The 23,408-nt window shown below is 38.5% G+C and carries 23 protein-coding genes; 21 read left to right on the top strand and 2 right to left on the bottom strand.

The window, feature by feature from the left end; translation table 11 throughout:
* Positions 1 to 273 precede the first annotated feature (273 nt).
* From FH508_RS05165 to spoVM, 15 genes are all read left to right on the top strand, one after another.
* A complete protein-coding gene (locus tag FH508_RS05165; RefSeq protein ID WP_173477813.1) occupies positions 274 to 1,149 on the top strand; it encodes a YicC/YloC family endoribonuclease in 876 nt (291 codons plus the stop codon).
* A gap of 43 nt (positions 1,150 to 1,192) precedes the next feature.
* On the top strand, positions 1,193 to 1,810 hold the full coding sequence (gmk, locus tag FH508_RS05170) for a guanylate kinase (RefSeq protein WP_173477812.1): 618 nt from the start codon (positions 1,193 to 1,195) through the stop codon (positions 1,808 to 1,810).
* A 4-nt stretch (positions 1,811 to 1,814) separates the two neighbouring features.
* Positions 1,815 to 2,042, top strand: coding sequence for a DNA-directed RNA polymerase subunit omega (rpoZ, locus tag FH508_RS05175; RefSeq protein WP_173477811.1), 228 nt, complete (start codon positions 1,815 to 1,817; stop codon positions 2,040 to 2,042).
* Between the two features lie 130 nt (positions 2,043 to 2,172).
* Positions 2,173 to 3,186 carry a bifunctional phosphopantothenoylcysteine decarboxylase/phosphopantothenate--cysteine ligase CoaBC gene (gene coaBC, locus FH508_RS05180; RefSeq protein ID WP_173477810.1) on the top strand — a complete coding sequence of 338 codons (1,014 nt, stop codon included), beginning with the start codon at positions 2,173 to 2,175 and terminating at the stop codon, positions 3,184 to 3,186.
* Positions 3,183 to 5,594 (top strand): primosomal protein N', encoded by a 2,412-nt coding sequence (priA, locus tag FH508_RS05185; protein WP_173477809.1) that lies wholly within the window; start codon positions 3,183 to 3,185, stop codon positions 5,592 to 5,594. Before coaBC ends, priA begins: the two co-directional genes overlap by 4 nt.
* Before the next feature lie 105 nt (positions 5,595 to 5,699).
* A complete protein-coding gene (def, locus tag FH508_RS05190) occupies positions 5,700 to 6,194 on the top strand; it encodes a peptide deformylase (RefSeq protein WP_173477808.1) in 495 nt (164 codons plus the stop codon).
* Between the two features lies 1 nt (position 6,195).
* Positions 6,196 to 7,137, top strand: a complete 942-nt coding sequence (gene fmt / locus FH508_RS05195) for a methionyl-tRNA formyltransferase (RefSeq protein WP_173477807.1) — start codon at positions 6,196 to 6,198, stop codon at positions 7,135 to 7,137.
* Positions 7,134 to 8,495 (top strand): 16S rRNA (cytosine(967)-C(5))-methyltransferase RsmB, encoded by a 1,362-nt coding sequence (gene rsmB, locus FH508_RS05200; protein WP_173477806.1) that lies wholly within the window; start codon positions 7,134 to 7,136, stop codon positions 8,493 to 8,495. Before fmt ends, rsmB begins: the two co-directional genes overlap by 4 nt.
* Positions 8,495 to 9,637 carry a dual-specificity RNA methyltransferase RlmN gene (gene rlmN, locus FH508_RS05205; RefSeq protein ID WP_173477805.1) on the top strand — a complete coding sequence of 381 codons (1,143 nt, stop codon included), beginning with the start codon at positions 8,495 to 8,497 and terminating at the stop codon, positions 9,635 to 9,637. The genes rsmB and rlmN overlap by 1 nt, the downstream gene beginning before the upstream one ends.
* Before the next feature lie 6 nt (positions 9,638 to 9,643).
* Positions 9,644 to 10,393: a Stp1/IreP family PP2C-type Ser/Thr phosphatase gene (locus FH508_RS05210; RefSeq protein ID WP_173477804.1), complete on the top strand. Its 750-nt coding sequence runs from the start codon at positions 9,644 to 9,646 to the stop codon at positions 10,391 to 10,393.
* A 2-nt stretch (positions 10,394 to 10,395) separates the two neighbouring features.
* Positions 10,396 to 12,366 (top strand): Stk1 family PASTA domain-containing Ser/Thr kinase, encoded by a 1,971-nt coding sequence (gene pknB, locus FH508_RS05215; protein ID WP_173477803.1) that lies wholly within the window; start codon positions 10,396 to 10,398, stop codon positions 12,364 to 12,366.
* Positions 12,367 to 12,377: 11 nt separating this feature from the next.
* Complete coding sequence (gene rsgA, locus FH508_RS05220; protein WP_173477802.1) at positions 12,378 to 13,262, top strand: ribosome small subunit-dependent GTPase A; 885 nt, start codon at positions 12,378 to 12,380, stop codon at positions 13,260 to 13,262.
* 2 nt (positions 13,263 to 13,264) lie between these two features.
* Positions 13,265 to 13,933, top strand: coding sequence for a ribulose-phosphate 3-epimerase (rpe, locus tag FH508_RS05225; protein ID WP_173477801.1), 669 nt, complete (start codon positions 13,265 to 13,267; stop codon positions 13,931 to 13,933).
* Positions 13,930 to 14,583 (top strand): thiamine diphosphokinase, encoded by a 654-nt coding sequence (locus FH508_RS05230; RefSeq protein WP_173477800.1) that lies wholly within the window; start codon positions 13,930 to 13,932, stop codon positions 14,581 to 14,583. The genes rpe and FH508_RS05230 overlap by 4 nt, the downstream gene beginning before the upstream one ends.
* Positions 14,584 to 14,601: 18 nt before the next feature.
* Positions 14,602 to 14,706 (top strand): stage V sporulation protein SpoVM, encoded by a 105-nt coding sequence (gene spoVM, locus FH508_RS05235; protein WP_103977638.1) that lies wholly within the window; start codon positions 14,602 to 14,604, stop codon positions 14,704 to 14,706.
* A 120-nt stretch (positions 14,707 to 14,826) separates the two neighbouring features.
* Here the strand turns inward: spoVM and rpmB are convergent, their stop codons facing one another.
* Positions 14,827 to 15,015, bottom strand: a complete 189-nt coding sequence (rpmB, locus tag FH508_RS05240) for a 50S ribosomal protein L28 (RefSeq protein ID WP_173477799.1) — start codon at positions 15,013 to 15,015, stop codon at positions 14,827 to 14,829.
* 206 nt (positions 15,016 to 15,221) lie between these two features.
* Positions 15,222 to 15,962, bottom strand: coding sequence for an IclR family transcriptional regulator (locus FH508_RS05245; protein ID WP_173477798.1), 741 nt, complete (start codon positions 15,960 to 15,962; stop codon positions 15,222 to 15,224).
* A gap of 203 nt (positions 15,963 to 16,165) precedes the next feature.
* Here FH508_RS05245 and FH508_RS05250 point away from each other — a divergent pair, with 203 nt between their 5' ends.
* From FH508_RS05250 to FH508_RS05275, 6 genes are all read left to right on the top strand, one after another.
* On the top strand, positions 16,166 to 17,038 hold the full coding sequence (locus FH508_RS05250; RefSeq protein WP_173477797.1) for a dimethylarginine dimethylaminohydrolase family protein: 873 nt from the start codon (positions 16,166 to 16,168) through the stop codon (positions 17,036 to 17,038).
* An 18-nt stretch (positions 17,039 to 17,056) separates the two neighbouring features.
* Positions 17,057 to 17,818 (top strand): dimethylarginine dimethylaminohydrolase family protein, encoded by a 762-nt coding sequence (locus FH508_RS05255; RefSeq protein ID WP_173477796.1) that lies wholly within the window; start codon positions 17,057 to 17,059, stop codon positions 17,816 to 17,818.
* 158 nt (positions 17,819 to 17,976) lie between these two features.
* Positions 17,977 to 19,353 (top strand): amino acid permease, encoded by a 1,377-nt coding sequence (locus FH508_RS05260; RefSeq protein WP_173477795.1) that lies wholly within the window; start codon positions 17,977 to 17,979, stop codon positions 19,351 to 19,353.
* A 53-nt stretch (positions 19,354 to 19,406) separates the two neighbouring features.
* A complete protein-coding gene (locus FH508_RS05265; protein ID WP_173477794.1) occupies positions 19,407 to 21,011 on the top strand; it encodes a M20/M25/M40 family metallo-hydrolase in 1,605 nt (534 codons plus the stop codon).
* A 342-nt stretch (positions 21,012 to 21,353) separates the two neighbouring features.
* Entirely contained in the window at positions 21,354 to 21,716 is a 363-nt protein-coding gene (locus tag FH508_RS05270; protein ID WP_024362072.1) for an Asp23/Gls24 family envelope stress response protein, read from the top strand.
* Positions 21,717 to 21,734: 18 nt separating this feature from the next.
* On the top strand, positions 21,735 to 23,384 hold the full coding sequence (locus tag FH508_RS05275) for a DAK2 domain-containing protein (RefSeq protein WP_173477793.1): 1,650 nt from the start codon (positions 21,735 to 21,737) through the stop codon (positions 23,382 to 23,384).
* Positions 23,385 to 23,408: the final 24 nt, after the last annotated feature.

The following is a 23,408-nucleotide window of genomic DNA, read 5'->3' on the forward strand; positions in this document are numbered from 1 at the left end:
TATATAAATAGTAATCTTTGCACATGCATTGGCAGTGTGTATGAACAGATAGGATGGAATTCTTCCTATTTTAAGGTGTGTTCAAATAGCCATCTTACGCATGAATGCATTTTTTGTATGTTTATCATAGCATTTTTTAGGTGAATATTAAAATATAGCTTCAGATGTGGTAGAATTAATTTTTGCACTAGCGAATTTTTTGTGGAGAGACGTCATAAATGACGGAGCTTATGTTATAATAATCCCAGTATGCAAAGAAAGGTGTGACGAACCTTGGTGCGTAGTATGACTGGTTTTGGCAGAGGTGTCACAACAACAAGAGACTTTCAGTTAACCGTAGAAATACGCTCGGTCAACCATCGTTTTTTAGAAATTCATGCAAAGTTTCCAAAAGAATGGCTAGAAGCAGAAATTTTTGCTAAGAAATTGATTTCACAAGCTTTATCACGTGGGAAAATTGATGTGATGGTATATGTGAAGGATTTAGAAAACGTCGAGCAATCTATTGAAATTAATTGGTCATTAATTGAAGCGTATCGTAAGGCAAAAGAGCAATTAGCAAGTAAAGTACCACTAGAAGAAAAATGGACAATGCAGGAGCTACTAGCGCTAGAGCAAGCGTTAGTACAGAAAAAACCGCAATTAATGCCAGAGGATTTATTGGGGGCAGTTGAACATGCGGTAGCAGAAGCTACTCGACAGTTGATCCAAATGCGTGAGCGTGAAGGGCAAGAATTGCAAGATGTTGTTGTACAATATAAGGAACAGTTAATGGAACAAGTGAATCAAATTCGCTCTTATTCCTCACTTGCTGTTGAAAAATATCGTACACGATTATTAGAACGAATTGCTGAAATAGCAGATGGAGCGCTCTTAGAAGATCGTTTGCTCGCGGAAGTAGCAATATTTGCAGAACGAGTGGACATAACAGAAGAGTTAGATCGATTAGATAGTCATTTTAACCAGCTGGAAGAAACACTATTAGAAACAGTTTCAATCGGACGTAAATTAGACTTTTTAATGCAGGAGATTCATCGCGAAATTAATACAATAGGTTCAAAAAATCAATCGACAGAAGCAGCCGTTGCAGTAGTTCAGGCAAAAACAATTTTAGAAAAGATGCGAGAGCAAGTTCAAAATATCGAATAACATGCTTGCATCTGTTATAAATTAAGGGAGATATAGAGAATAAATGATAAAAGAACGTGGATTATTAATTGTTCTGTCTGGCCCATCTGGTGTAGGAAAAGGGACAGTGCGAAAAGAATTATTTTCTCAACCGAATACGAATTATGAGTATTCCATCTCAATGACAACACGAAATCCTCGCGAAGGTGAAGTAGATGGTGTAGACTATTTTTTTAAGTCGCGTGAAGAGTTTGAAACGTTAATTGAACAAGGTGGCTTATTAGAACATGCTGAATTTGTAGGAAATTACTACGGCACTCCGATAACGTATGTAAATGAAACACTTGATGCTGGTCGTGATGTATTTTTGGAGATTGAAGTACAAGGAGCAGCACAAATTCGTAAAAAAGCACCGGATGCCTTATTTATTTTCTTAGCCCCTCCGAGTTTAACGGAATTAAAAGATCGTTTAGTTGGTCGTGGGACGGAAACAGCAGATGTTATTGCAAAGCGCATCGCAACTGCAAGTGAAGAGCTTGAAATGATGAGCTTATATGATTATGTAGTTGAAAATGATGAAGTGACGAATGCCTGTGATCGTATAAATGCGATTATTAAAGCCGAGCATTGTCGTAGAGAACGTGTTGAAAAAAGATATTTGTCAATGTTGAGAGGAGAATAAACCAATGTTATACCCATCAGTAGATGCCTTAAAAAAAGAGATAGATTCTAAATATTCTTTAGTAAGTTTAGCATCAAAACGTGCTCGTCAAATGCAAGAAATCGAAGGTACTGAGCGCTTGCACAAATATGTTTCCTATAAATATGTAGGAAAAGCGCTTGAAGAGGTAGCAGCAGGCGTACTTACGAAAGTATCACAAGATGAGTCAGCTGTGTACGAAGACGAAATCTAACATTGATGGTATAAAGCTTTTGCCAAGTTAATGTTAAAATCTGCAGTGATTTTTTGATTATACAAGAATGCCGAGAGCTCCCGAGGAATTGTCCTTTGGGAGCTTATCGTTTGAAAGGACGACATTGTAGATGAACAAAAATATTTTACTTTGTGTATCAGGTGGTATTGCTGTTTATAAAGCTGTAGCACTAGTGAGTAAACTATCTCAGGCAGGTGCCAACGTAAAGGTCATTATGACAGCATCGGCGCGACAGTTTGTTAATCCGTTAAGCTTTCAAGTCATGTCAAAAAATGATGTCTATTTCGATACCTTTGATGAAAAGGATTCAAAGGTAATTGCCCATATAGATTTAGCAGATTGGGCAGATTTAATTATAGTTGCACCAGCAACTGCTAATGTCATTGGTAAACTCGCAAACGGAATTGCTGATGATATGGTGACAACGACTTTACTTGCCGCAACTGCGCCTGTTTGGATTGCGCCAGCGATGAATGTTCATATGTATGATCATCCAGCAGTAAAGCGAAATTTGGCACAGCTAGCAGCTGATGGCTATCAGTTTATTGAACCGTCTGAAGGCTTTTTAGCGTGTGGCTATGTTGGCAAAGGTCGTTTAGAGGAACCAGAAAAGATTACAGCTCTTGTGCAAGATTATTTTTCATCCAAGGTTAAACCACTTGCAGGCAAAACGGTGCTTGTTACAGCGGGTGCATGGTATATCCCTATGGACGATCAACAACATGTCATTAGTACAAATGCAAATGGTAGGATTGGACATGCGTTAGTGAACGAGGCACAAACACTTGGAGCACATGCGATTCTATTAGGTGGAGAAGCATCAAATGCTAATGAACTGATAGCGCAAGTCGAACAATTAAAAAAACAATATCCACAGGCATTTTTACTTCACGCGGCTAATATACCAACTATAGAAAGTGCCCCTATCATGTCTGTTGATGGTACGACTGCAGTAACTTTTGGACAAAAAGTGGTTGGGGAGCCGATTGTACGAGTTATATCAAACGAATGGATTGATTTTAGTCATGTAGCGAACGTAAATGGTGAAGAATTGGATGTCTCAGACGCCGCACAATTTGCGAAAGAGCTATGGCAGCTTGTATTACAAGGTGAGACGCAATGAGTTTATATGCTGAGATTATAGTGGATGTTTCGACATACCATGTAGATCGCACATTTGACTATGCTGTTCCTGAAGAGTGGCTAGCTGTAATAGAAAAAGGTTGTCGTGTGAAAGTACCTTTTGGACCGAGAAATGTACTAGGATTTGTTGTAGGTTTAAAAAACGATACAGATGTTCCTGAAAACAAAATAAAGCCAATCGCACAAATTTTAGATATTGAGCCTGTTTTCACTGAAGAAATGCTGTTGATGGCAAAGTGGTTAAAAAACGAAACAATTTGTTATGAAATTGATGCTTTACAAGTAATGCTACCTTCTGCACTTCGGGCAAAGTATGAAAAAATAGTAACATTACAAGTAGAGCAAGCTTCGTTGCCATTAGAAGTTCAGGAGATTTTTGGAAAACGCCATAAGGCAAACTTTAAAGAATTTGAACGTGCGGGCTTATTGCCGTTATTAAAGCAACTGATTGCAGATAAAATCGTAAAGATAGAAAATGTTGTAAAGCAACAAGGCAATGTGAAAGAAGTGCGCATGGTCAAAATTGCAGAAGACGAACAAGCTCTTAGTAAAGCACTGATAGAAGCATCGAGAGCTGCAAAGCAACGGTCTTTAATTGAATGGATGACTTCACATCTTGGAGAAATATTCACGCCCCAGCAAATTTATGAGGCAACAGCAGTATCTGCTGCTGTATTACAAGCGGTCATTGATAAAGGAGCTGCGTGCTTTATACAAGAAGAAGTATATCGAGATCCTTTTACAAATGAAGTTGCGCGTACACAATCACTACAATTAACAGACGAGCAGGCTGTTGCATTAAATGCAATTTCACACGCTCTTGAAACACATGCCGCTACAACTTTTTTATTGCAAGGTGTAACAGGCAGTGGTAAAACGGAAGTCTACTTACAGGCGATTCAAAAAGTTTTAAATGAAGGTAAAGAAGCGATCATGCTAGTACCTGAAATTTCTTTAACACCGCAAATGACAGAACGCTTCCGTAGCCGCTTCGGTGAGATGGTTGCGGTCATGCATAGTGGGTTATCTGTAGGTGAGAAGTATGATGAATGGCGAAAAATTCAACAGGGTAAAGTAAGAGTAGTAGTTGGTGCTCGTTCAGCTATTTTTGCACCTTTTACAAATTTGGGACTTATCATTTTAGATGAGGAGCATGAATCTACCTACAAGCAGGAGGACTCTCCACGCTATCATGCGCGAGATGTAGCAATTTGGCGTAGCCAATATTATCAATGTCCTGTCATTTTAGGTAGTGCGACACCTGCCCTTGAGTCATATGCCCGTGCAAAAAAAGGTGTATACACACTACTTACATTAAAACAACGTGCACTACACCAGGCGATGCCGACTGTCTATGTAGCAGATATGCGAGAAGAACTTCAAAAAGGAAACCGCTCTATGTTTTCTGAACTGCTTATTGAAGGGATTCGTACTCGACTTGAACGACGGGAACAGATGGTGTTATTTTTAAATCGAAGAGGGTATTCGTCATTTGTGCTATGTCGTGATTGTGGTACTGTCGTACAATGTCCGAACTGTGATATTTCACTAACCTACCATCGCACTACTGAAAAACTGAAGTGTCATTACTGTGGGTATGAAGAGCATGTGCCACAAATTTGTCCGCAATGTCAAAGTGATCATATACGGTATTTTGGAACAGGGACGCAAAAAGTGGAAGAAGAAATTTTTAAGCTATTTCCAGAGGCTAGGGTGCTAAGAATGGATGTGGACACTACAAAGCACAAAGGGGCACATGAAGAGATTTTGCAAGCATTTGGTGAGGGGCAAGCCGACATTTTACTCGGTACGCAAATGATTGCAAAGGGACTTGATTTTCCTAATATTACACTTGTTGGTGTGCTTAGTGCTGATACATCTCTGCATCTACCAGATTACCGCGCGGCGGAACGGACGTTTCAGTTACTTACACAGGTAAGTGGTAGGGCAGGACGCCATGATAAACCAGGTGAGGTCGTTATTCAAACGTATACGCCAGAGCATTATGCAATTGAATTAGCTAAAGTACAAGATTACGAGCCATTTTATGAACGTGAAATGTTTTTACGTCGTCGTTCAGGCTACCCACCTTACTATTTCGTTGCGCTTATACAAGTATCGCATGAAGATGTAATGATGGCAGCCGAGTATGCTGGGCGAGCTGGGGATTGGCTTCGAGGGAATTTATCAAATCAAGTGTCTATTATAGGCCCAACAGTTGCAAGTATTAGCCGTCTCCAAAATAGATATCGCTATCAATGTTTGATAAAATATAAAATTGAACCAAATCTGATACCTGTATTGCAACGATTGCTTGCAATGTATCGAGCAGAATGGATAAAACAGGGCATATTAATGACGGTTGATTTAGACCCGTCTACTATATAGGAATGCGATGAGATATGCTTGCATGCAAGTTCAGTTTATTAGTTATTGGCCTGACATAACAATAAAGGCGTAGACGTCTTAAATATTAGAAATGAGGAACGAGAAATGGCGATTAAAAAAGTGATTGAACATCCAGCAAAAGTTTTATCAACACCATGTGCGGAAGTTACAGAAATTAATGAAGATATTATTACATTACTAGATGATTTATATGACACGATGGTGGAATATGATGGTGTAGGTATTGCAGCACCACAAATAAATGTAGGCTTGCGTGTGGCGATTGTCGAGCTTGGCGAGGAAAGAGATATTTTAGAGATGATTAATCCTACTGTTATTAAAACGGACGGTGCAGAAGTTGATGTCGAAGGGTGTTTAAGTTTCCCAGGTCTATATGGAGAAGTTGAACGTCCTGACTATGTAAAAATTGAAGCATGTGACCGTGAAGGGCGTGTTTATGAGCTTGAGGCAGGTGGCTTTGAAGCACGAGCAATTTTACATGAAATTGATCATTTAGATGGTATATTGTTTGACTCTAAAATTAAACGTATTCTTACAGAAGAAGAGCTTGAAGAAATGTACGCAGAAGAGGAGGAATAAAATGACGTCGATTATTTTTATGGGAACACCTGATTTCTCCGCGCCAATTTTGCGTATGCTACACAATGAGGGCTATGATATTAAAGCAGTTGTGACACAACCAGATCGACCAGTAGGACGCAAGCGGGTACTAACACCGCCACCTGTAAAGGCAGCGGCTTTGGAATTAGGCTTACCAGTTATTCAACCTGAAAAGCTACGTGGCTCTGAAGAATTACAGCAAATACTTGATTTACAGCCAGATATCGTTATTACAGCAGCATTTGGGCAAATTTTACCGAAAGACTTGCTAGATGTCCCACCACTTGGTTGTATTAATGTCCATGCATCACTTTTACCGAAATACCGTGGAGGAGCTCCTATTCACCAGGCAATTATAGATGGTGAAAAAGAGACTGGCGTAACGATTATGTATATGGCAGAGAAGTTAGATGCAGGCGATATTATATCTCAAAAGGCAATAGCTATTGAAGAAGACGACCATACAGGTGGCCTCTTTGATAAACTAAGTGTTGTAGGCTGTGATCTGTTAAAAGAAACACTACCTTCTATTATAAATAGAACAAATAACCGCACTGTACAAGATGAAACGCAAGTGACATTTGCGAGCAATATATCGCGCGAGCAAGAACGAATTGATTGGACAAAGGATGCAACGACTTTATACAATCAAGTGCGAGGACTTCATCCTTGGCCAGTAGCTTATACAACTTTTGAAGATGGAAACTTTAAAATTTGGTGGGCACAAGTAGGACAAGCAAAACATAATGCTGCACCTGGTACAGTCGTAGCAATTGCAAAGGACCATTTTGAAGTTGCGGCTGGAAATGGCACAGCACTTTCATTATATGACATTCAACCAGCTGGGAAAAAACGTATGACAGCAGAGGATTATTTGCGAGGTACAGGTTCAAAATTACAGATCGGGGATCAGTTTAAATGAGTAAAAAAAGCGTAGTAATTTGGGATGGTAATGTACGAGATGCCGCACTATCTATCCTATTAGCAGTAGATAAAAACCAAGCGTATAGTAATTTACTTTTACATGAAACGATAAAACGCCATAAAATTGAAGCGAAGGATCGTGCACTTTTAACTGAAATTACGTATGGTACGCTTCAATATAAAATGACCCTCGACTACTATTTAGAGCCATTTATTCGTGGTAAACTAGATCATTGGGTGCGTTGGCTGTTGCGTTTGTCACTATATCAAATGCATTATTTAACGCGTATTCCACCTCATGCAGCAGTGAACGAGGCGGTAGAAATTGCCAAGCGCCGTGGACACCAAGGAATTGCCTCTACAGTCAATGGTATTTTACGTTCTATATTGCGTCAGGGTGTACGATCTTTAGAGGAAATAAAAAATCCTGTAGAACGTCTTGCTATTGAAACAAGTCATCCACAATGGTTGGTAGATCGTTTTGTTAATAATTATGGCGTAGAAGTAGCTACTGCAATGCTTCATGAAAATAACGTTCCACCAGTACAAACGGTTCGTGTCAATACGACAGTGGCAACTATAGAACAAGCGATTGCAAGCTTACAAGCTGAAGGCTTAACTGCACAGCAAAGTGATTTAATGCCAGAATGTCTACATGTGACAAATGGACAACCTGCCCGTACAAAGGCATTTCAAGATGGACTTATTACTATTCAGGATGAAAGTTCTATGATTCCTGCAAATGTTTTGAATCCTTCCGCAGGAATGCGCGTCTTAGATATGTGTGCGGCACCTGGTGGCAAAACAACACATTTAGCCGAAAAAATGAACAATACAGGTTCCATTTTGGCAACGGATTTGCATCCACATAAATTAGATTTAATCGACCATAATACAGAACGTCTAGGACTTGATATTGTAGAAACCGCTCCAATTGATGGACGTAAAGCTCCAGAGTTTTTACAACCAGAATCGTTTGACGCGGTGTTAGTCGATGCGCCTTGTAGTGGTTTAGGTGTAATGCGTCGTAAACCTGATATTAAATATACGAAGCGTGAAGAAGATTTAGAAAACCTTCAAAAAATCCAATTAGCACTACTCGATGCAGCAACTAAAGTACTGAAAAAAGAAGGCAAGCTTGTATACAGTACATGTACAGTCGATAAACAAGAAAACGAAGGCACTGTTGATGCCTTTTTAAGAGAGCATCCAGAAATGGAAGCGATACAACTAGAATCTTTACCAACAAAATTAGCGGAAAAGCAAGCAAATGGCATGCTTCAAGTCTTTCCACAAGACTTCGGCAGTGATGGTTTCTTCGTCGCAGCCTTTCGTAAAAAAGGAGAATCCAACTAATGGTGGATCAAGAGCAATTTAATGAACGTATTAATGACTTAGTCGAGGAAGCTGAAGAAAAGCCCGTACGACGAGCGAAAAAAGAAAAGCCGAATTTAAAAGAATCAATCTACTCACTACAACCACATCAATTAGAAGAGTGGCTAAAAGAAAATGGTGAAAAACCATTCCGCGCAGCACAAATTTTTGACTGGTTATACAATAAACGTGTTAAAACATTTGAAGACATGTCTAACCTTTCAAAAGCATTGCGTGACAAGTTAGAGGCAAGTTTTGCATTAACAACACTATCAACGATCATTAAACAGGAATCAAAAGATGGTACGATTAAATTTTTATTCCAACTACAAGATGGTTACTCAATTGAGACAGTGTTAATGCGCCATGAATATGGCAATTCAGTATGTGTCACGACACAAGTGGGCTGTCGAATTGGTTGTACGTTTTGTGCGTCAACTTTAGGGGGCTTAAAGCGCCATTTATTAGCAGGTGAAATTGTAGAGCAAGTTGTAAAAGTACAGCAAGCTTTAGATGAAGTAAATCAACGTGTGTCACATATCGTTATTATGGGTATTGGTGAGCCTTTCGATAACTATGATGCCATGATGAGCTTCTTAAAAGTCATAAATCATGAAAAAGGTTTAAATATTGGGGCACGTCACATTACTGTCTCAACTTCGGGTATTGTACCTAAAATCTATCAATTTGCAGATGAACAGCTTCAAATTAACTTTGCTGTATCATTGCACGCGCCAAACCAGGAGGCACGTCAAAAACTGATGCCTATTGCACGCGCATACAAATTGGAAGAATTAATGGAAGCAGTTCGTTACTATACGAAAAAAACGGGCCGACGTGTAAGTTTTGAGTATGGTTTAATGTCAGGTGAAAATGATTCAGTAGAAGTGGCAGAAGAACTTTCTGCACTAATAAAAGGAATTAAATGCCACGTAAACTTAATTCCTGTAAACTACGTACCAGAACGCGATTATATCCGCACATCTCGTAGTAAAATTTTTGCTTTTGAAAAAACATTAAAGAAAAATGGTATAAACGTAACAATCCGTAGAGAGCAAGGGTCTGATATCGATGCGGCATGCGGACAATTACGTGCGAAAGAGAGATCTGAAGAAACGAGGTGACCAGTGATGGAATACACAGTCGAAAGTGATATTGGTTTAAAACGAGCAATTAATGAAGATCGAGCTGCATTTTTTAAACGTCCAGATGGACTTGCACTAGCACTTGTAGCGGATGGCATGGGTGGACATAATGCTGGCGATGTGGCGAGTGATATGGCAATGAAACAAATGGAGACCGTTTTTTTACAAGCAGAGACACATCATTTTGCAACTATGACATCAAAAAAAGAATGGTTACGACAAGCAGTTAAGCAATTGAATAAAAATATATTCGACTATTCTTTATCACACGAAGACTGTAAAGGAATGGGTACGACGTTTATTGCCGTGTTAATTGAAGGGAATTATTGCTTCATTGCGCATGTTGGTGATAGTCGTGTGTATTATTTCTTTGATGATGGCGCACAACAAATAACAAGAGATCATTCTTATGTTAATGTTCTACTTGAAAATGGTGAAATTAGCGAAGAGGAAGCAATGACGCATCCGAAGAAAAATTTCATTTTAAAAGCTGTTGGAACAGAGGAAACTATTGAGCCAGACTTTTATGAAGTAGAGCTAGCGCCAGAATCGTATTTACTCATTTGCTCAGACGGTTTAAGCAATAAACTGTCAGTGTACGAAATGGCATCTATCATTACCTATCCAGATTTAATTGAAGAAAAAGGACGAAAACTTGTGGAATTAGCCAATGCAAGCGGGGGAGAAGATAATATCTCCCTCGTGTTACTCACAAGGCAAGATGAGGAGGTGTAAGTATGCTTGTAGGAAAACGAATTAGTGACCGCTATAAAATTTTAGATCTCATTGGTGGCGGAGGCATGTCCAATGTATACTTGGCGCATGATATGATATTAAATAGGGACGTAGCGATAAAAATATTACGTTATGATTTTACCAATGAGGATGAATTACATCGACGTTTTCAACGTGAGGCACTTTCAGTTACAAGCCTTACACATCCGAATATTGTAAGTATTTATGATGTAGGTGATGATGGAGATCTGCATTATATTGTGATGGAATATGTTCAAGGAAAGACGTTAAAGCAGTACATACAGGAATATGCACCAATTTCGCCTGCGAGAAGTGTGCATATTATGAAGCAATTAACGTCAGCAATTGCCAATGCCCATGAAAATCATATTATTCACCGTGACATTAAACCGCAAAATATTTTAATGGATGCGGATGGGAATGTGAAAATAACGGATTTTGGAATAGCTATGACGCTAAGTGCAACATCATTTACGCAAACTAATTCTGTGCTAGGAACTGTACATTATTTATCACCAGAGCAAGCGCGTGGTGGAACAGCAACATATAAATCAGATATTTATGCACTAGGCATTGTGTTGTATGAATTACTAACAGGAGAATTGCCGTTTTCAGGTGAATCAGCTGTTTCCATTGCACTTAAGCATTTGCAAACAGAGACACCATCTGTGCGAGCATTTGACGGTACAATTCCACAAAGTCTAGAAAATGTGGTATTAAAGGCTACTGCCAAAGATGCATCCCATCGATATGCGACCGTAGAAGAAATGCAAGAGGACTTAGATACGGTGTTATCATCAACACGTATTAATGAACCAAAGTTTACGATTCCTATTGATAATGATGCCACAAGAGCCATTCCAATTATAAAGGAACAGCCAAAACGCAAAGATGAGGATTTAACGCAAACAAGGTCAATGGAAGCTATTACCCCATCTAAAGTGGAAGCGAAGAAACCTGTTGAAAAAGCGGCGCCTGTTAAACAAAAGAAAAAGTGGCCAGTTTATGTGGCAGGGCTATTAGTAGTCGTTATTGCCATGTTCCTATTCTTTTTATTTGCAACAGATTTATTTAGCCCGAAAAAAATTGAGGTGCCTAGTGTTGCGAATTTAACGGTTGAAGAAGCGACAAAAAAATTACAAGAACAAGGCTTTGTTGTAGCTGAACAAAAACAAGAGCGTAACTCTGAAGAAGTTGAAAAAGACAAAGTTATTGAGACAGACCCAGCAAAAGGTTCGAAGCGAGTAAAAGGAACTGAAGTAGAGCTAATTGTCAGTATTGGTGTAGAAACGATTAAAATCGAAGACTATACGGGGCAACAAATTAGTCAAGTAGAGTCTTTGTTAAAAGATAAACTTTTAATCCAAAAAAATTATGTGCATTCCAAACAGCCTGAAGGTCAAATTATTGAACAAGATCCTGCAGAGGGTGCGGAAATCATCGCTAAAGATGCGACGATTACATTTACGATAAGCCAAGGTGTAAAAATGATTACAGTAGATAGCGTGGCAAATTACACGAAAGCGCAAATGGATGATTACGTAAATCGAGTAGGATTAAAATGGCGTACTGTTCGAGAAGATTACAACGATACCGTACCAGCGGGTAGTGTTATTTCACAAACGCCAAAACCTGGTACTAGCTTAATGGAAGGCGATACAATTGCAGTTGTTTTAAGTAAAGGACCTGCCGAAAAACCTGTAAAAACATTTATTAAAAATGTTTTAATTCCATATGAGCCTGCAGAAGAAGGCGACGAGCAAGTTATTCGCATTGAAATTCAAGATAAAACCCATACAATGGTAAAAGCCTTTGATGAATTTACTATTACGAGTGACCGACAATATAAAATACAGCTTGTCATCGTAGAAGGTGAAGAAGCGGCTTATAAAATAATCCGTGACTCAGAAATTATTGAGTCAGAAAGCTTTAATTATGATGATGTTAAATAAGGGGGAATTGGATGGCGCAAGGCCAAATTCGTAAAGCATTAAGTGGCTATTATTATGTTTATAATGGCGAAGAGCTCATACAATGTCGAGGACGTGGGGTATTTCGTAATCGCGGGGAATCCCCACTTGTGGGTGACTTTGTTGAGTATACACTTGAAACAGAAGGCTCCGACGGTACAATACAAAAAATACTTGAACGCCAAAATGAACTTGTTCGTCCACCGATTGCCAATATCGACCAAGGCATTCTAGTATTTTCTGTCAAGGAGCCTAACTTTAATACGATTTTACTGGATCGTTTCCTAGTCGTTTTAGAGTCATTTCATGTCCACCCAATCATTTGTCTGACAAAGATGGATCTATTAGAAGACAATGAGCGTGAGGAATTACAGGGCTATATCGAAGATTATGAAAACATGGGTTATACAGTGCTTCAAACTTATAAAGATGAGGAAGAGCTAATGGACCGACTTCAGCCAATTTTAAAAGGAAAAACATCGGTGCTTGCTGGGCAATCGGGTGTTGGCAAGTCGACATTACTTAATACGTTAATCCCTGATTTAAATTTAAAAACGGGCATTATCTCGCAAAGCCTAGGACGAGGCAAGCATACGACTCGTCATGTTGAGTTAATAGAAGTTTGTGACGGTTTATTGGCAGATACACCAGGATTTAGCTCATTTGATTTTGATGAAATTGAAAAAGAAGAGCTAGGTGCATGTTTCCCAGAAATCTCACGAATCGCTGAAGATTGTAAATTCAGAGCCTGCTTGCACTTGAAGGAACCTAAATGCGCGGTTAAGGCAGCGGTCGAAACAGGAGAAATTCGCGAGTACCGCTACAAGCATTACGAACAATTTATGCAAGAAATTATGGATCGAAAGCCGAGGTATTAATCATGATACAAATAGCACCATCAATTTTAGCAGCAAACTTTGCAAAACTAGGAGAAGAAGTGAAGGATGTAGAACGAGCAGGTGCAAAGCTTATTCATATCGACGTGATGGACGGTCATTTTGTACCGAATATTTCATTTGGCTCTATTGTGTTGGATGCCATTCGTCCTTTAACTGATTTACCGTTAGATGTTCATTTAATGATTGAAAACCCTGATCAATATATTGAACAATTTGCAAAAGCGGGAGCAGACTATATTACAGTACATGTAGAAGCTTGTCGCCATCTACACCGTACTATTCAATTGATTCGTTCTTATGGTGTAAAGCCAGGTGTCGTTTTAAACCCGCATACACCAATTGAATCTATTCAACATATTTTAGAGGATATTGATATGGTGTTATTTATGACAGTGAATCCTGGATTTGGTGGTCAAAAGTTCATTCATTCTGTTGTGCCAAAAATTGAAGCGTTATCAACAATTATTAAAGAACGAAACTTAGACGTTGCGATTGAAATCGATGGTGGTATTAATGCGGAAACAATCGTTCCTTGTGCAAAAGCAGGAGCAACAATATTTGTTGCAGGCTCAGCGATATACAGCAAAGAAGACCGAACAGCTGCATTGCAAGAGATTTTAGCTGCTGGTGAGGCTGCGATTAAAGAATGACCACTGTTGTCGTTTGTGCAGGCGGTCCGAAAGAGGAGCTTTGTTCCTTTGAACCGTATAATAAGCGCAATGATGTTTTATTTATCGGTGCGGACCGAGGAGCGCTGTATTTAATTGAACAAGGAATGACACCACATGCCATTGTTGGCGATTTTGACTCGTTATCACAAGAGGAATACAAATATGTTATGGAGCATGCAGATGATGCTCAGCGTTTTCAAGAAGAGAAGAATGAAACGGATACGGATTTAGCACTATTAAAGGCATTAACCTATGCCCCTAACGAAATTGTGTTAACAGGTGTGACAGGTGGTCGTTTAGATCACTATGAGGCAGCTGTTCGTTCGATATATCGTTTGCAGCTAGAACATCCTCAACTTGTGTTGAAAATTATAAATCATGCTAATATGTTACAATTTTTAGTGCCAGGCACTCACACAATTCTAGCGGATGATCGCTATCGCTATTTGTCCTTTTTTGCGCATGAGCAACCTATACAAGGTGTGACATTAAGGCATGTTAAATATGAAACGACGAATGAAGAAATTTCATTAGGTTCAACCCGTTTTACAAGTAATGAAATAATAGGCACTTTAGGGTCTATATCCTTCACGCAAGGCATATGTTTAATGATAAGAAGCATAGATTAGCGTAAGGGGGAGAGAGTCCTGAAAGTATATACGTTCCAACTGCCGAAATTTGTTAGTAGCATTACGCGTACGTGTATTAACCTATTTAAAAAAGATAAGAAAGAAGCTAAAAAATCCGACTGATGCCAGTCGGATTTTTTACTTTTTCATAGCTATATAAAGGCGGTTGGTAGTTTGCCTTGAGAAATGAAAGAAAAAAATCGATTTACGCTTAATGCGAAATCGATTTTTTAGAAGCGGCTATTAAACGCGCTCGATTTTACCTGATTTTAAAGCACGAGTAGATACCCATACACGTTTTGGTTTACCGTTAACTAGGATACGAACTTTTTGAAGGTTAGCGCCCCAAGTACGTTTGTTAGCGTTCATAGCGTGGGAACGGTTGTTACCAGTACGAGCTTTACGTCCAGTGATTACACATTGTTTTGGCATGTTGTATTCCCTCCTTACAGTTGATGCTGAAAGATTATTATTTCAGTTCGGTATTTCACATACCATAATAATTTAACATACGAAATCGTTCAGTGCAACAGTTTTCACATAACCTTTCAAGAAAAAAACCTTTACAGGCAAAAAACTGCTATGAAAAAACACTGGACAATGGTCACTAGATTCATTGTGCAGTGCATTTTTATAAACTACTTCCCTCGGTAGCCAAGCTTCGTTGAAACACGTTTTCCCGTTTCTTTAAGACTTTCGATAAGGAAGTTGATATGATCGTCGCTAACGTTAAAGCTAACAAAGCCTATACTAACTGCGCCTATAGTTTCTCCGAACCCATTAATAACAGCTACAGCGACTGAGGAAGTACCAGCAGTTCGTTCACCGTGGCTTATAGCATAGCCTTGTAACCGTATTTGTTCTAACTGACCTTCTAAATCAGCCATCTCTTCAATAGGGACTAGTTGATTTATTATTTCCTTAGCTTGTTCAGTAGGTATGGAGGCTAGCAATGCTTTATTGGCAGCTCCAATATGCATTGGAATGCGAATACCGAGTTGATCATAAATTCGAATTGGATTTGCTGCACTATCTATTCTTTCGATAATTATAGTATCTAACCCAGCAGGCTTGCTTAAATAAACACTTTCCTCGACTTCTCTAGCTAGGCGCTCTAATTCAGGTCTGATTTTGCTTATATAATCCATCGTATCATACACTTGTAAGCCTAATTCCATCCATATCGTTCCTAGGCGGTAATGTTTCGTTTGCTCATCTTGTTCAATCATTCCTTGTGCAATCATCGCTTTTAAAATTCTATGTAATGTACTTAGTGGTAAATCGCATTTGGTGGATAGCTCTGAAATAGACAAACTGCCTTCTGCTGCTTCTGAAGCTAACACTTTAGCAATGGTCATTGCTCGTTCTAATAACTGCATTTTGTCCCACCTCCTCTAATCTTATTGTATTTTTATTCTCAGTTTACGTCTAGTTCCTTCTGGGTGAGTAAGAACTTTTTAAATAGTTTAATATTAAAATTTTCTAAATATATTGACAGTATAACATAAAACGCATATATTTTTTATATAAACTTTCCTCTTAACGGAAACGTTTTCCACTACACGGAAAAGGGGTGAAAGGTATGCATTATTGTTCATCCATGTATGCACCTTTAAAACACGTAATTGTCAAACATCCAAAAGAAGCTTTTATAAGCCAAGAGCATCTTACGGATGAATGGAAAACTTTCAACTATTTATCAGAACCTAACTATAATGTGGCTCTTACAGAATATGCTGAGTTTATAGCAATTCTAGAAAAATACGTTGAACAAATTGATTATTTACCAGCTTCAAATGATGTAGGGTTAGATTCTCTTTATGCACATGATCCTGTTAAATTCACACCACACGGTGCAATCATATTGAAATCTGGAAAGAAATTAAGACAACCTGAAGCAACTGTATATAAGGAGTTTTTACAGAGTAAAGGGATTCCTATCATTGGAGAATTGACTGGAGATGCTGTTTCAGATGGTGGGGATATTGTTTGGCTTGACGACCGTACACTTGTTGTCGGCCGAGGGTACCGTACGAATGATGAAGCCATTCGTCAAATTAAAGAGATGACAGCGGATGTTGTCGATGAATTTATCGTTGTACAGCTACCGCATGACTTAGGTGAAGCGGAGTGCTTACATTTAATGTCCTTTATTAGTATGGTGGACAAGGATTTGGCTGTAGTACACTCTCGTTTAATGCCCGTATTTTTCCGTCAGCTTCTTATTGCACGCGGGATTCAGTTCGTTGAAGTACCTAAAGATGAATACGACACGCTAGGCTGTAATGTTTTGGCACTCGCTCCAAGAGTATGCGTTATTCCTGAAGGGAATCCAGCTACAAAACAACAGTTATTAGATGCAGGCGCAACTGTTTATGAATATAAAGGTGAAGAAATCACAGTAAAAGGAACAGGTGGACCAACATGTCTAACTTGTCCAGTAATCAGAGGATAAAAAAGGAGACGAATAAAAATGTTTAAAAATGTCATTGTGAAAAATCCAGGTAACAGCTTTGTAAACGGTTTAACAACGAGTGATCTAGGAAAACCTATTTTAGAAAAATTATTTGAACAGCACGTACAGTATGTAGAAGCTTTAAAAAAATGTGGCGTAGAAGTTACACAACTAGCTGCAGATGAAGCATTCCCTGACGCTACTTTTGTAGAAGATACGGCAGTACTAACTTCTGAATTTGCTATTATTACAAATCCAGGAGCAGATGCACGTAATCGCGAAATTGAAGATATCGAACCTGCAGTTAAAAAATTCTATGACAAACTTTATTATATCGAAGCACCAGGAACTCTTGATGGTGGGGATGTTTTACAAGCAGAAAAGAAATTTTATGTAGGTATTTCTGATCGTACAAACGAGGAAGGTGCACGACAATTCAAAGAAATCGTAGAAAAAGAAGGTTATGAAGCTACGATTATTCCATTAAAAGAATTCTTCCATTTAAAAACGGGAATCGCTTACGTTGGACAAAATCGTATGGTCGTTGCAGGAGAGTTTATCGATCACCCTACTTTTGCATCATATGAGAAAATTGTTATTCCACAAGAAGATGAATATTCAGCGAACTGTATTCAAGTAAATGATTATATCATTATTCCAGCAGGTTACCCTGACACAAATCGTAAATTAAATGATTTAGGTTATAAAACAATTGAACTTGAAATGTCTGAGTTTAGAAAACATGACGGCGGCTTGAGCTGCTTATCCCTTCGTTTTTAATTAAATGTATATATGCCCAATCAATTTGTAGGGGAAAAATTGATTGGGTGTTTTAATCCTCTAAATATCTGAATATTTAATATAATGACAACATATGGAAATGGGGAAACACTTTGAGCAAAGGGGAACAACAGCATAATAATGTATTGAAACGCTCTATGAAGAGTCGACATTTATTGATGCTATCACTAGGTGGAGTGATTGGGACAGGGTTATTTTTAAATGTAGGTTATACAATCAATCAAGCAGGCCCTGGTGGCGCATTAATTGGCTATTTGTTTGGCGGTTTTATTTTATATATGGTAATGAACTGTTTAGGAGAATTGGCAGTGTACATGCCTGTAACAGGCTCTTTCCAAACATATGCAACACGTTTTATTAGTCCCTCAGCAGGCTTTTCTTTAGGATGGATGTACTTTGTAGGTTCTGCCGCCACCGCAGGGGTGGAGTTTACCGCAGCAGGGATATTAATGCAACATTGGTTCCCAAATGTACCTATTTGGATATGGTGTGCGGTCTTCATGGTGCTTTTGTTTACATTAAACGCCTTAACAACGAAAGGTTTTGCAGAGGCAGAGTTCTGGTTTGCGAGCATTAAAGTAGTTGCCGTAATTGCCTTTATTATTATTGGTGCCGCTGCAATATTTGGCTGGATCCCTCTGGCTGATCGTCCAGCTCCGCATTTAACAAATTTAGCACCGACAGGATTATTCCCTGCTGGTATCGCGATTATTTTTGTAACGATGATGAATGTTATTTTCTCTTATCAAGGCTCCGAGCTGGTAGGTATAGCTGCTGGTGAAACAGAAAATCCAGAGAAAAACATTCCAAGAGCAATACGGACAATCCTTTTTAGAATCATAGTATTTTATATTGCTTCAATTATTGTGCTTTCTGCGATTTTCCCATCATCTGAGCTTGGGCTACTGGAAAGTCCATTTGTAACATTGATGAAAATTGCTGGTGTACCATATGCAGCTGGCATAATGAACTTCGTTATTTTGACAGCAATATTATCTGTAGGAAATTCATGCCTTTATGCATCAACACGATTACTATGGTCGATGTCAAAAGAAGGAATGGCTCCAAAATACTTTGGACGTTTAACAAAAAACAAGGTGCCATTAAATGCGCTTATTTTCACTATGCTATTCTCGCTGCTATCTTTATTAACAAGTGTTATGGAAGCAGATGCAGTATTTGTGTTGCTCATGTCGATTGCGGGAATTTCGGTAACGATTTCTTGGATGGGTATTGCGATGTCCCAATTAATGTTCCGATATCGTTATGTTAAAGGGGGAGGCAATGTGGCAGATTTGAAATTTAAAACGCCACTATACCCGTTAATTCCACTATTTTGTATTGTCTTTTGTATCATTATTCTCGTGTTTTTAGCGTTCGATCCAACTCAACGAATCGGTTTACTATACGGTATAGGGTTCTTTATAGCTTGTCTGCTATTTTATAAACTGAAATTGAGTAAAGTAAGTACAGTTTCTTCAGAAATTGAGGAGACGGCAAAAATAAATTCATAATGAAATGCTCCTGATATAGGAAAAGCATTTATCGAATAAAGGAGATTTTAAATATGAGTAAATATTTATGGAATACGCCGAAAAATCTTCGGGCATTATTATGTGAAATTGTTAGCTGGGAAAGCAGAACATTAACACCAGGCGAAAATGAATTTGCCTATAAATTAAGAGACACATTGCAAACGCTTTCTTATTTTCAAGACAATCCTAACTATATAGAACTACATGATGCAGGGCTAGGTCGCCATGCGGTAACAGCATTGTACAAGCATCCGACGGCAACAGAAACGGTAGTGCTTATTAGTCACTTTGATACTGTTCATACGGAGGAATATGGAGAGCTTGAGCCATTTGCTTGTCGCCCAGAAGAATTAACGAGCAAGCTAATGGAGCCAAAATATAAAAAAGATTTACCAGAAGCGGCAAGAATAGATTTAGAATCGGGCAATTATTTATTTGGTCGTGGAACAATGGATATGAAAATGGGACTTGCATTGCATATGCAATTGATAGAGAAAGCAAGTATTGAACAATGGCCTATCAATCTTATTTTAACAGCGGTACCAGATGAAGAAGTGAACTCAGCTGGTATGCGTGCAGCAGTAGTTGAGCTAGTCAGACTACGTGAACAATATGGGTTAACCTATAAGTTATTTTTAAATAGTGAGCCATCGTTCTCGCAAGGACCTTCGGATATAAATGAATATATTTATTCGGGTACAATAGGGAAAATTATGCCAGCAGCTTTATTTTATGGGAAAGAAACGCATGTAGGTGAACCGTTAAAAGGCATGACAGCCAACTATATTGCATCCTATATGACGCAGCATATGGAATGGAATCCAGTGTTCAGTGAAACGGATTTAGGCGAAAGCACACCACTCCCTGTATCATTACAATTAAAAGATTTAAAAATGGAGTATTCGACACAAACACCATATCGTGCAGCTGCGCTTTACAATGTATTTTTGTTGAAGCGGACAGCAACAGAGGTAATGGAAATTTTTGAACAAGTCGCATTAGAGGCAATGGCCGCTTGTAACACGCAATATAATAAAATTTGTGCGCGTGAAAAAGTGCAAGGTGTTGGTGAAGTAAGAGTACTTCGATACGAAACAGTGTTAGAGCATGCCATAAATAAACTTGGTGCTGAAGAAGTGAACCACATTAAAAAGCAAGTTATAGAAAATACATCGTGGGATGATCGTGAAAAATCGATTCGTATTGTCGATCAATTAATGATTCGATGTCAGGAGCTAACACCAGCAACTGTGCTGTTGTATGCACCACCATATTATCCTGCAATCAATTCATCAGATCATCCGCTAGTAAAGGAATCTATCGAATTAATGAAGAAAACAGCTAAAACGTTTGATATTGAAATTGAGCAAATTCATTATTTCAATGGTATTTGTGATTTAAGTTATGTAAATTACACAGATGACTCAAACGGTTGGACTGCATTTGAGCGAAACACGCCTGTTTATGGTGATACGTATAGTATTCCATTTGAAGCGATGGCTGATTTGCAAGGACCAGTGCTAAATGTTGGCCCATTCGGCAAAGACGCACATCAAAAGACAGAAAGGTTACATGTGGATAGCGCATTTAAAGAAATGCCTGTTATGATTGAAACATTAATTAAAAGCTTATATTGATAATTTGATCCACAAAACGGAGATGGCGGTGTCCTATGGCAGTGCCAGGCACTCAAACAATTCACGCCTAAAGCTGATGTATAATTACATCAGCTTTTTTTATGCTTGGAAAAGATATTCGATGAATAGTAGTTTGAATAGGTTTCGACAGAATAACTTCAGGCAAAGCTAGAGGTAAGAGTAGATAAACATAAGTTCAAAACAAATAGTGTGAACGATGAAGATTGGAATGAATCGCTAAAAACGTTGACACAAAGCGCTTTCAAGGCAACTTAGGTTGCCTAATGTATACCCAAAGTGGTACAATAGAATTTAGTCAAAAAGAGCCAAGGGGGCATTTCTATGTCAATTGAATTAAATAACGAATTCGGCCAAATTGATATTTCAACTGATGTACTAGCACAGATTGCTGGTGGCGCTGCTATAGAATGCTACGGTATTGTTGGCATGGCATCAAAACATCAAATTCGTGATGGTCTAACTGATATTTTACGTAAAGAGAACTTTGCAAAAGGTGTTGTAATTCGACAACAAGAAGAAGATTTACATATTGATATGTACATTATTGTTAGTTACGGGACTAAAATTTCGGAAGTTGCTTATCAAGTACAATCGAAAGTGAAATATACAGTAGATAAAACATTAGGTATGAGCGTAAAATCTGTCAATATCTTTGTGCAGGGCGTTCGTGTAGCGAATGAGTAAGAGGAGGAACAAAATCGAATGCAGTCTTTAGACGGATTAAAATTTGCTGAAATGGTGCAAATGGGTGCCCATCACCTATATCAAAATGCAAATTATGTAGATTCTTTAAATGTATTTCCAGTACCAGATGGGGATACAGGGACAAACATGAACTTATCGATGACATCTGGTGCAAAAGAAACGGAACTACAAGCATCAGAACATATTGGTAAAACGGCACAAGCTTTATCTAAAGGGTTACTAATGGGCGCACGTGGGAATTCGGGTGTAATTTTATCACAACTTTTCCGAGGTTTTGGAAAATTTGTGGAAAAAGATGCAGCGGTTGATGCAAAAGCTTTCGCTGGTGCATTTCAAGCTGGTGTAGATACTGCTTATAAAGCGGTGATGAAGCCAGTTGAAGGAACAATCTTAACGGTTGCGCGTGAAGCAGCAAAAAAAGGTGTTGAAGTTGCTGAAAGTGAAAACGATATCATCGCTGTAATGGAAGCATTTACTGAAGAAGCAAAGGCTTCACTACAGCGTACACCTGACCTTTTACCTGTCTTAAAAGAAGTGGGTGTAGTAGATAGTGGCGGTCAAGGATTGCTATTTGTTTATGAAGGTTTTTTAGCTTCTTTAAAGGGAGAGCCTTTACCGAAAAAAAATGATGCAACATTAGACGATTTAATTAATGCAGAACATCATAGAGCACAAGATTTTATGAATACAGCTGATATTGAATTTGGCTATTGTACGGAAATTATGGTTCGTTTGGAAGAAGGAAAAGAGCCATTTAGTGAGGAGCAATTCCGTAATGAATTAAATCCACTAGGCGATTCTTTACTTGTTATTTCAGATGAAGAAATTGCTAAAGTGCATATTCATTCAGAGCAACCAGGTGCAGTTTTAGCGATGGGGCAAAAATACGGAAGTCTTATTAAAATTAAAGTTGATAATATGCGCGAGCAACATTCAGCTATTGTGGGTGAAGATCACAAAGCATCTACTCCAGCGAAAAAGGCTGAGAAGCATCCATATGCCATTGTAACGATTGCAATGGGAGAAGGTGTAGCTGAATTGTTACGCTCAATCGGCGCTTCTTATGTTATTGAAGGCGGCCAAACGATGAATCCTTCAACTGAAGACATTGTGAAAGCTGTTCAGGAAATTGGCGCAGAAAAAGTACTCATTTTACCGAACAATAAAAATATTGTAATGGCAGCAGAACAAGCTGTAGAGCTATTGGATATTGAAGCAGCAGTTGTAGCAACAAAAACTATTCCTCAAGGGATGGCAGCCATTCTTTCATTTAATCCAGAAGCAACTGTTGAGAATAACCAAGCAACAATGACAGAAGCATTTGCTCATGTAAAAACAGGCCAAGTAACTTATGCAGTGCGTGATACGTCTATCGATGGCGTAGAAATTCATAAAGACGATTTTATGGCACTTGCTGAAGGGAAAATTGTGCTATCTACACCAGCATTAAAAGATGCTGCTGAGAAAGTAATTACGGATTTAGTAGATGCGAATACTGAAATCGTTACGGTTATTTATGGAGCAGATACTTCTGAAGAAAATGCCTCTGAATTAATCCAATTTATCGAAAACAACTATCCAGATGTAGAAGTGGAGTTATTTAACGGTAAACAAGGATTATACCCATATATTATTTCAGTAGAATAATGTAAGGTGATTGAGTTAACAAGT

It is taken from the genome of Lysinibacillus sp. CD3-6, from assembly GCF_006351725.2.
Taxonomy (GTDB): domain Bacteria; phylum Bacillota; class Bacilli; order Bacillales_A; family Planococcaceae; genus Lysinibacillus.

What these genes read in the sequence shown, in the direction of transcription:
- gmk (WP_173477812.1), top strand. Translation starts at nt 1,193, where the DNA reads ATGATAAAAGAACGTGGATTATTAATTGTTCTGTCTGGCCCATCTGGT.
- rpoZ (WP_173477811.1), top strand. Translation starts at nt 1,815, where the DNA reads ATGTTATACCCATCAGTAGATGCCTTAAAAAAAGAGATAGATTCTAAA.
- coaBC (WP_173477810.1), top strand. Translation starts at nt 2,173, where the DNA reads ATGAACAAAAATATTTTACTTTGTGTATCAGGTGGTATTGCTGTTTAT.
- priA (WP_173477809.1), top strand. Translation starts at nt 3,183, where the DNA reads ATGAGTTTATATGCTGAGATTATAGTGGATGTTTCGACATACCATGTA.
- def (WP_173477808.1), top strand. Translation starts at nt 5,700, where the DNA reads ATGGCGATTAAAAAAGTGATTGAACATCCAGCAAAAGTTTTATCAACA.
- fmt (WP_173477807.1), top strand. Translation starts at nt 6,196, where the DNA reads ATGACGTCGATTATTTTTATGGGAACACCTGATTTCTCCGCGCCAATT.
- rsmB (WP_173477806.1), top strand. Translation starts at nt 7,134, where the DNA reads ATGAGTAAAAAAAGCGTAGTAATTTGGGATGGTAATGTACGAGATGCC.
- rlmN (WP_173477805.1), top strand. Translation starts at nt 8,495, where the DNA reads ATGGTGGATCAAGAGCAATTTAATGAACGTATTAATGACTTAGTCGAG.
- FH508_RS05210 (WP_173477804.1), top strand. Translation starts at nt 9,644, where the DNA reads ATGGAATACACAGTCGAAAGTGATATTGGTTTAAAACGAGCAATTAAT.
- pknB (WP_173477803.1), top strand. Translation starts at nt 10,396, where the DNA reads ATGCTTGTAGGAAAACGAATTAGTGACCGCTATAAAATTTTAGATCTC.
- rsgA (WP_173477802.1), top strand. Translation starts at nt 12,378, where the DNA reads ATGGCGCAAGGCCAAATTCGTAAAGCATTAAGTGGCTATTATTATGTT.
- rpe (WP_173477801.1), top strand. Translation starts at nt 13,265, where the DNA reads ATGATACAAATAGCACCATCAATTTTAGCAGCAAACTTTGCAAAACTA.
- FH508_RS05230 (WP_173477800.1), top strand. Translation starts at nt 13,930, where the DNA reads ATGACCACTGTTGTCGTTTGTGCAGGCGGTCCGAAAGAGGAGCTTTGT.
- rpmB (WP_173477799.1), bottom strand. Translation starts at nt 15,015, where the DNA reads ATGCCAAAACAATGTGTAATCACTGGACGTAAAGCTCGTACTGGTAAC.
- FH508_RS05245 (WP_173477798.1), bottom strand. Translation starts at nt 15,962, where the DNA reads ATGCAGTTATTAGAACGAGCAATGACCATTGCTAAAGTGTTAGCTTCA.
- FH508_RS05250 (WP_173477797.1), top strand. Translation starts at nt 16,166, where the DNA reads ATGCATTATTGTTCATCCATGTATGCACCTTTAAAACACGTAATTGTC.
- FH508_RS05255 (WP_173477796.1), top strand. Translation starts at nt 17,057, where the DNA reads ATGTTTAAAAATGTCATTGTGAAAAATCCAGGTAACAGCTTTGTAAAC.
- FH508_RS05260 (WP_173477795.1), top strand. Translation starts at nt 17,977, where the DNA reads ATGAAGAGTCGACATTTATTGATGCTATCACTAGGTGGAGTGATTGGG.
- FH508_RS05265 (WP_173477794.1), top strand. Translation starts at nt 19,407, where the DNA reads ATGAGTAAATATTTATGGAATACGCCGAAAAATCTTCGGGCATTATTA.
- FH508_RS05270 (WP_024362072.1), top strand. Translation starts at nt 21,354, where the DNA reads ATGTCAATTGAATTAAATAACGAATTCGGCCAAATTGATATTTCAACT.
- FH508_RS05275 (WP_173477793.1), top strand. Translation starts at nt 21,735, where the DNA reads ATGCAGTCTTTAGACGGATTAAAATTTGCTGAAATGGTGCAAATGGGT.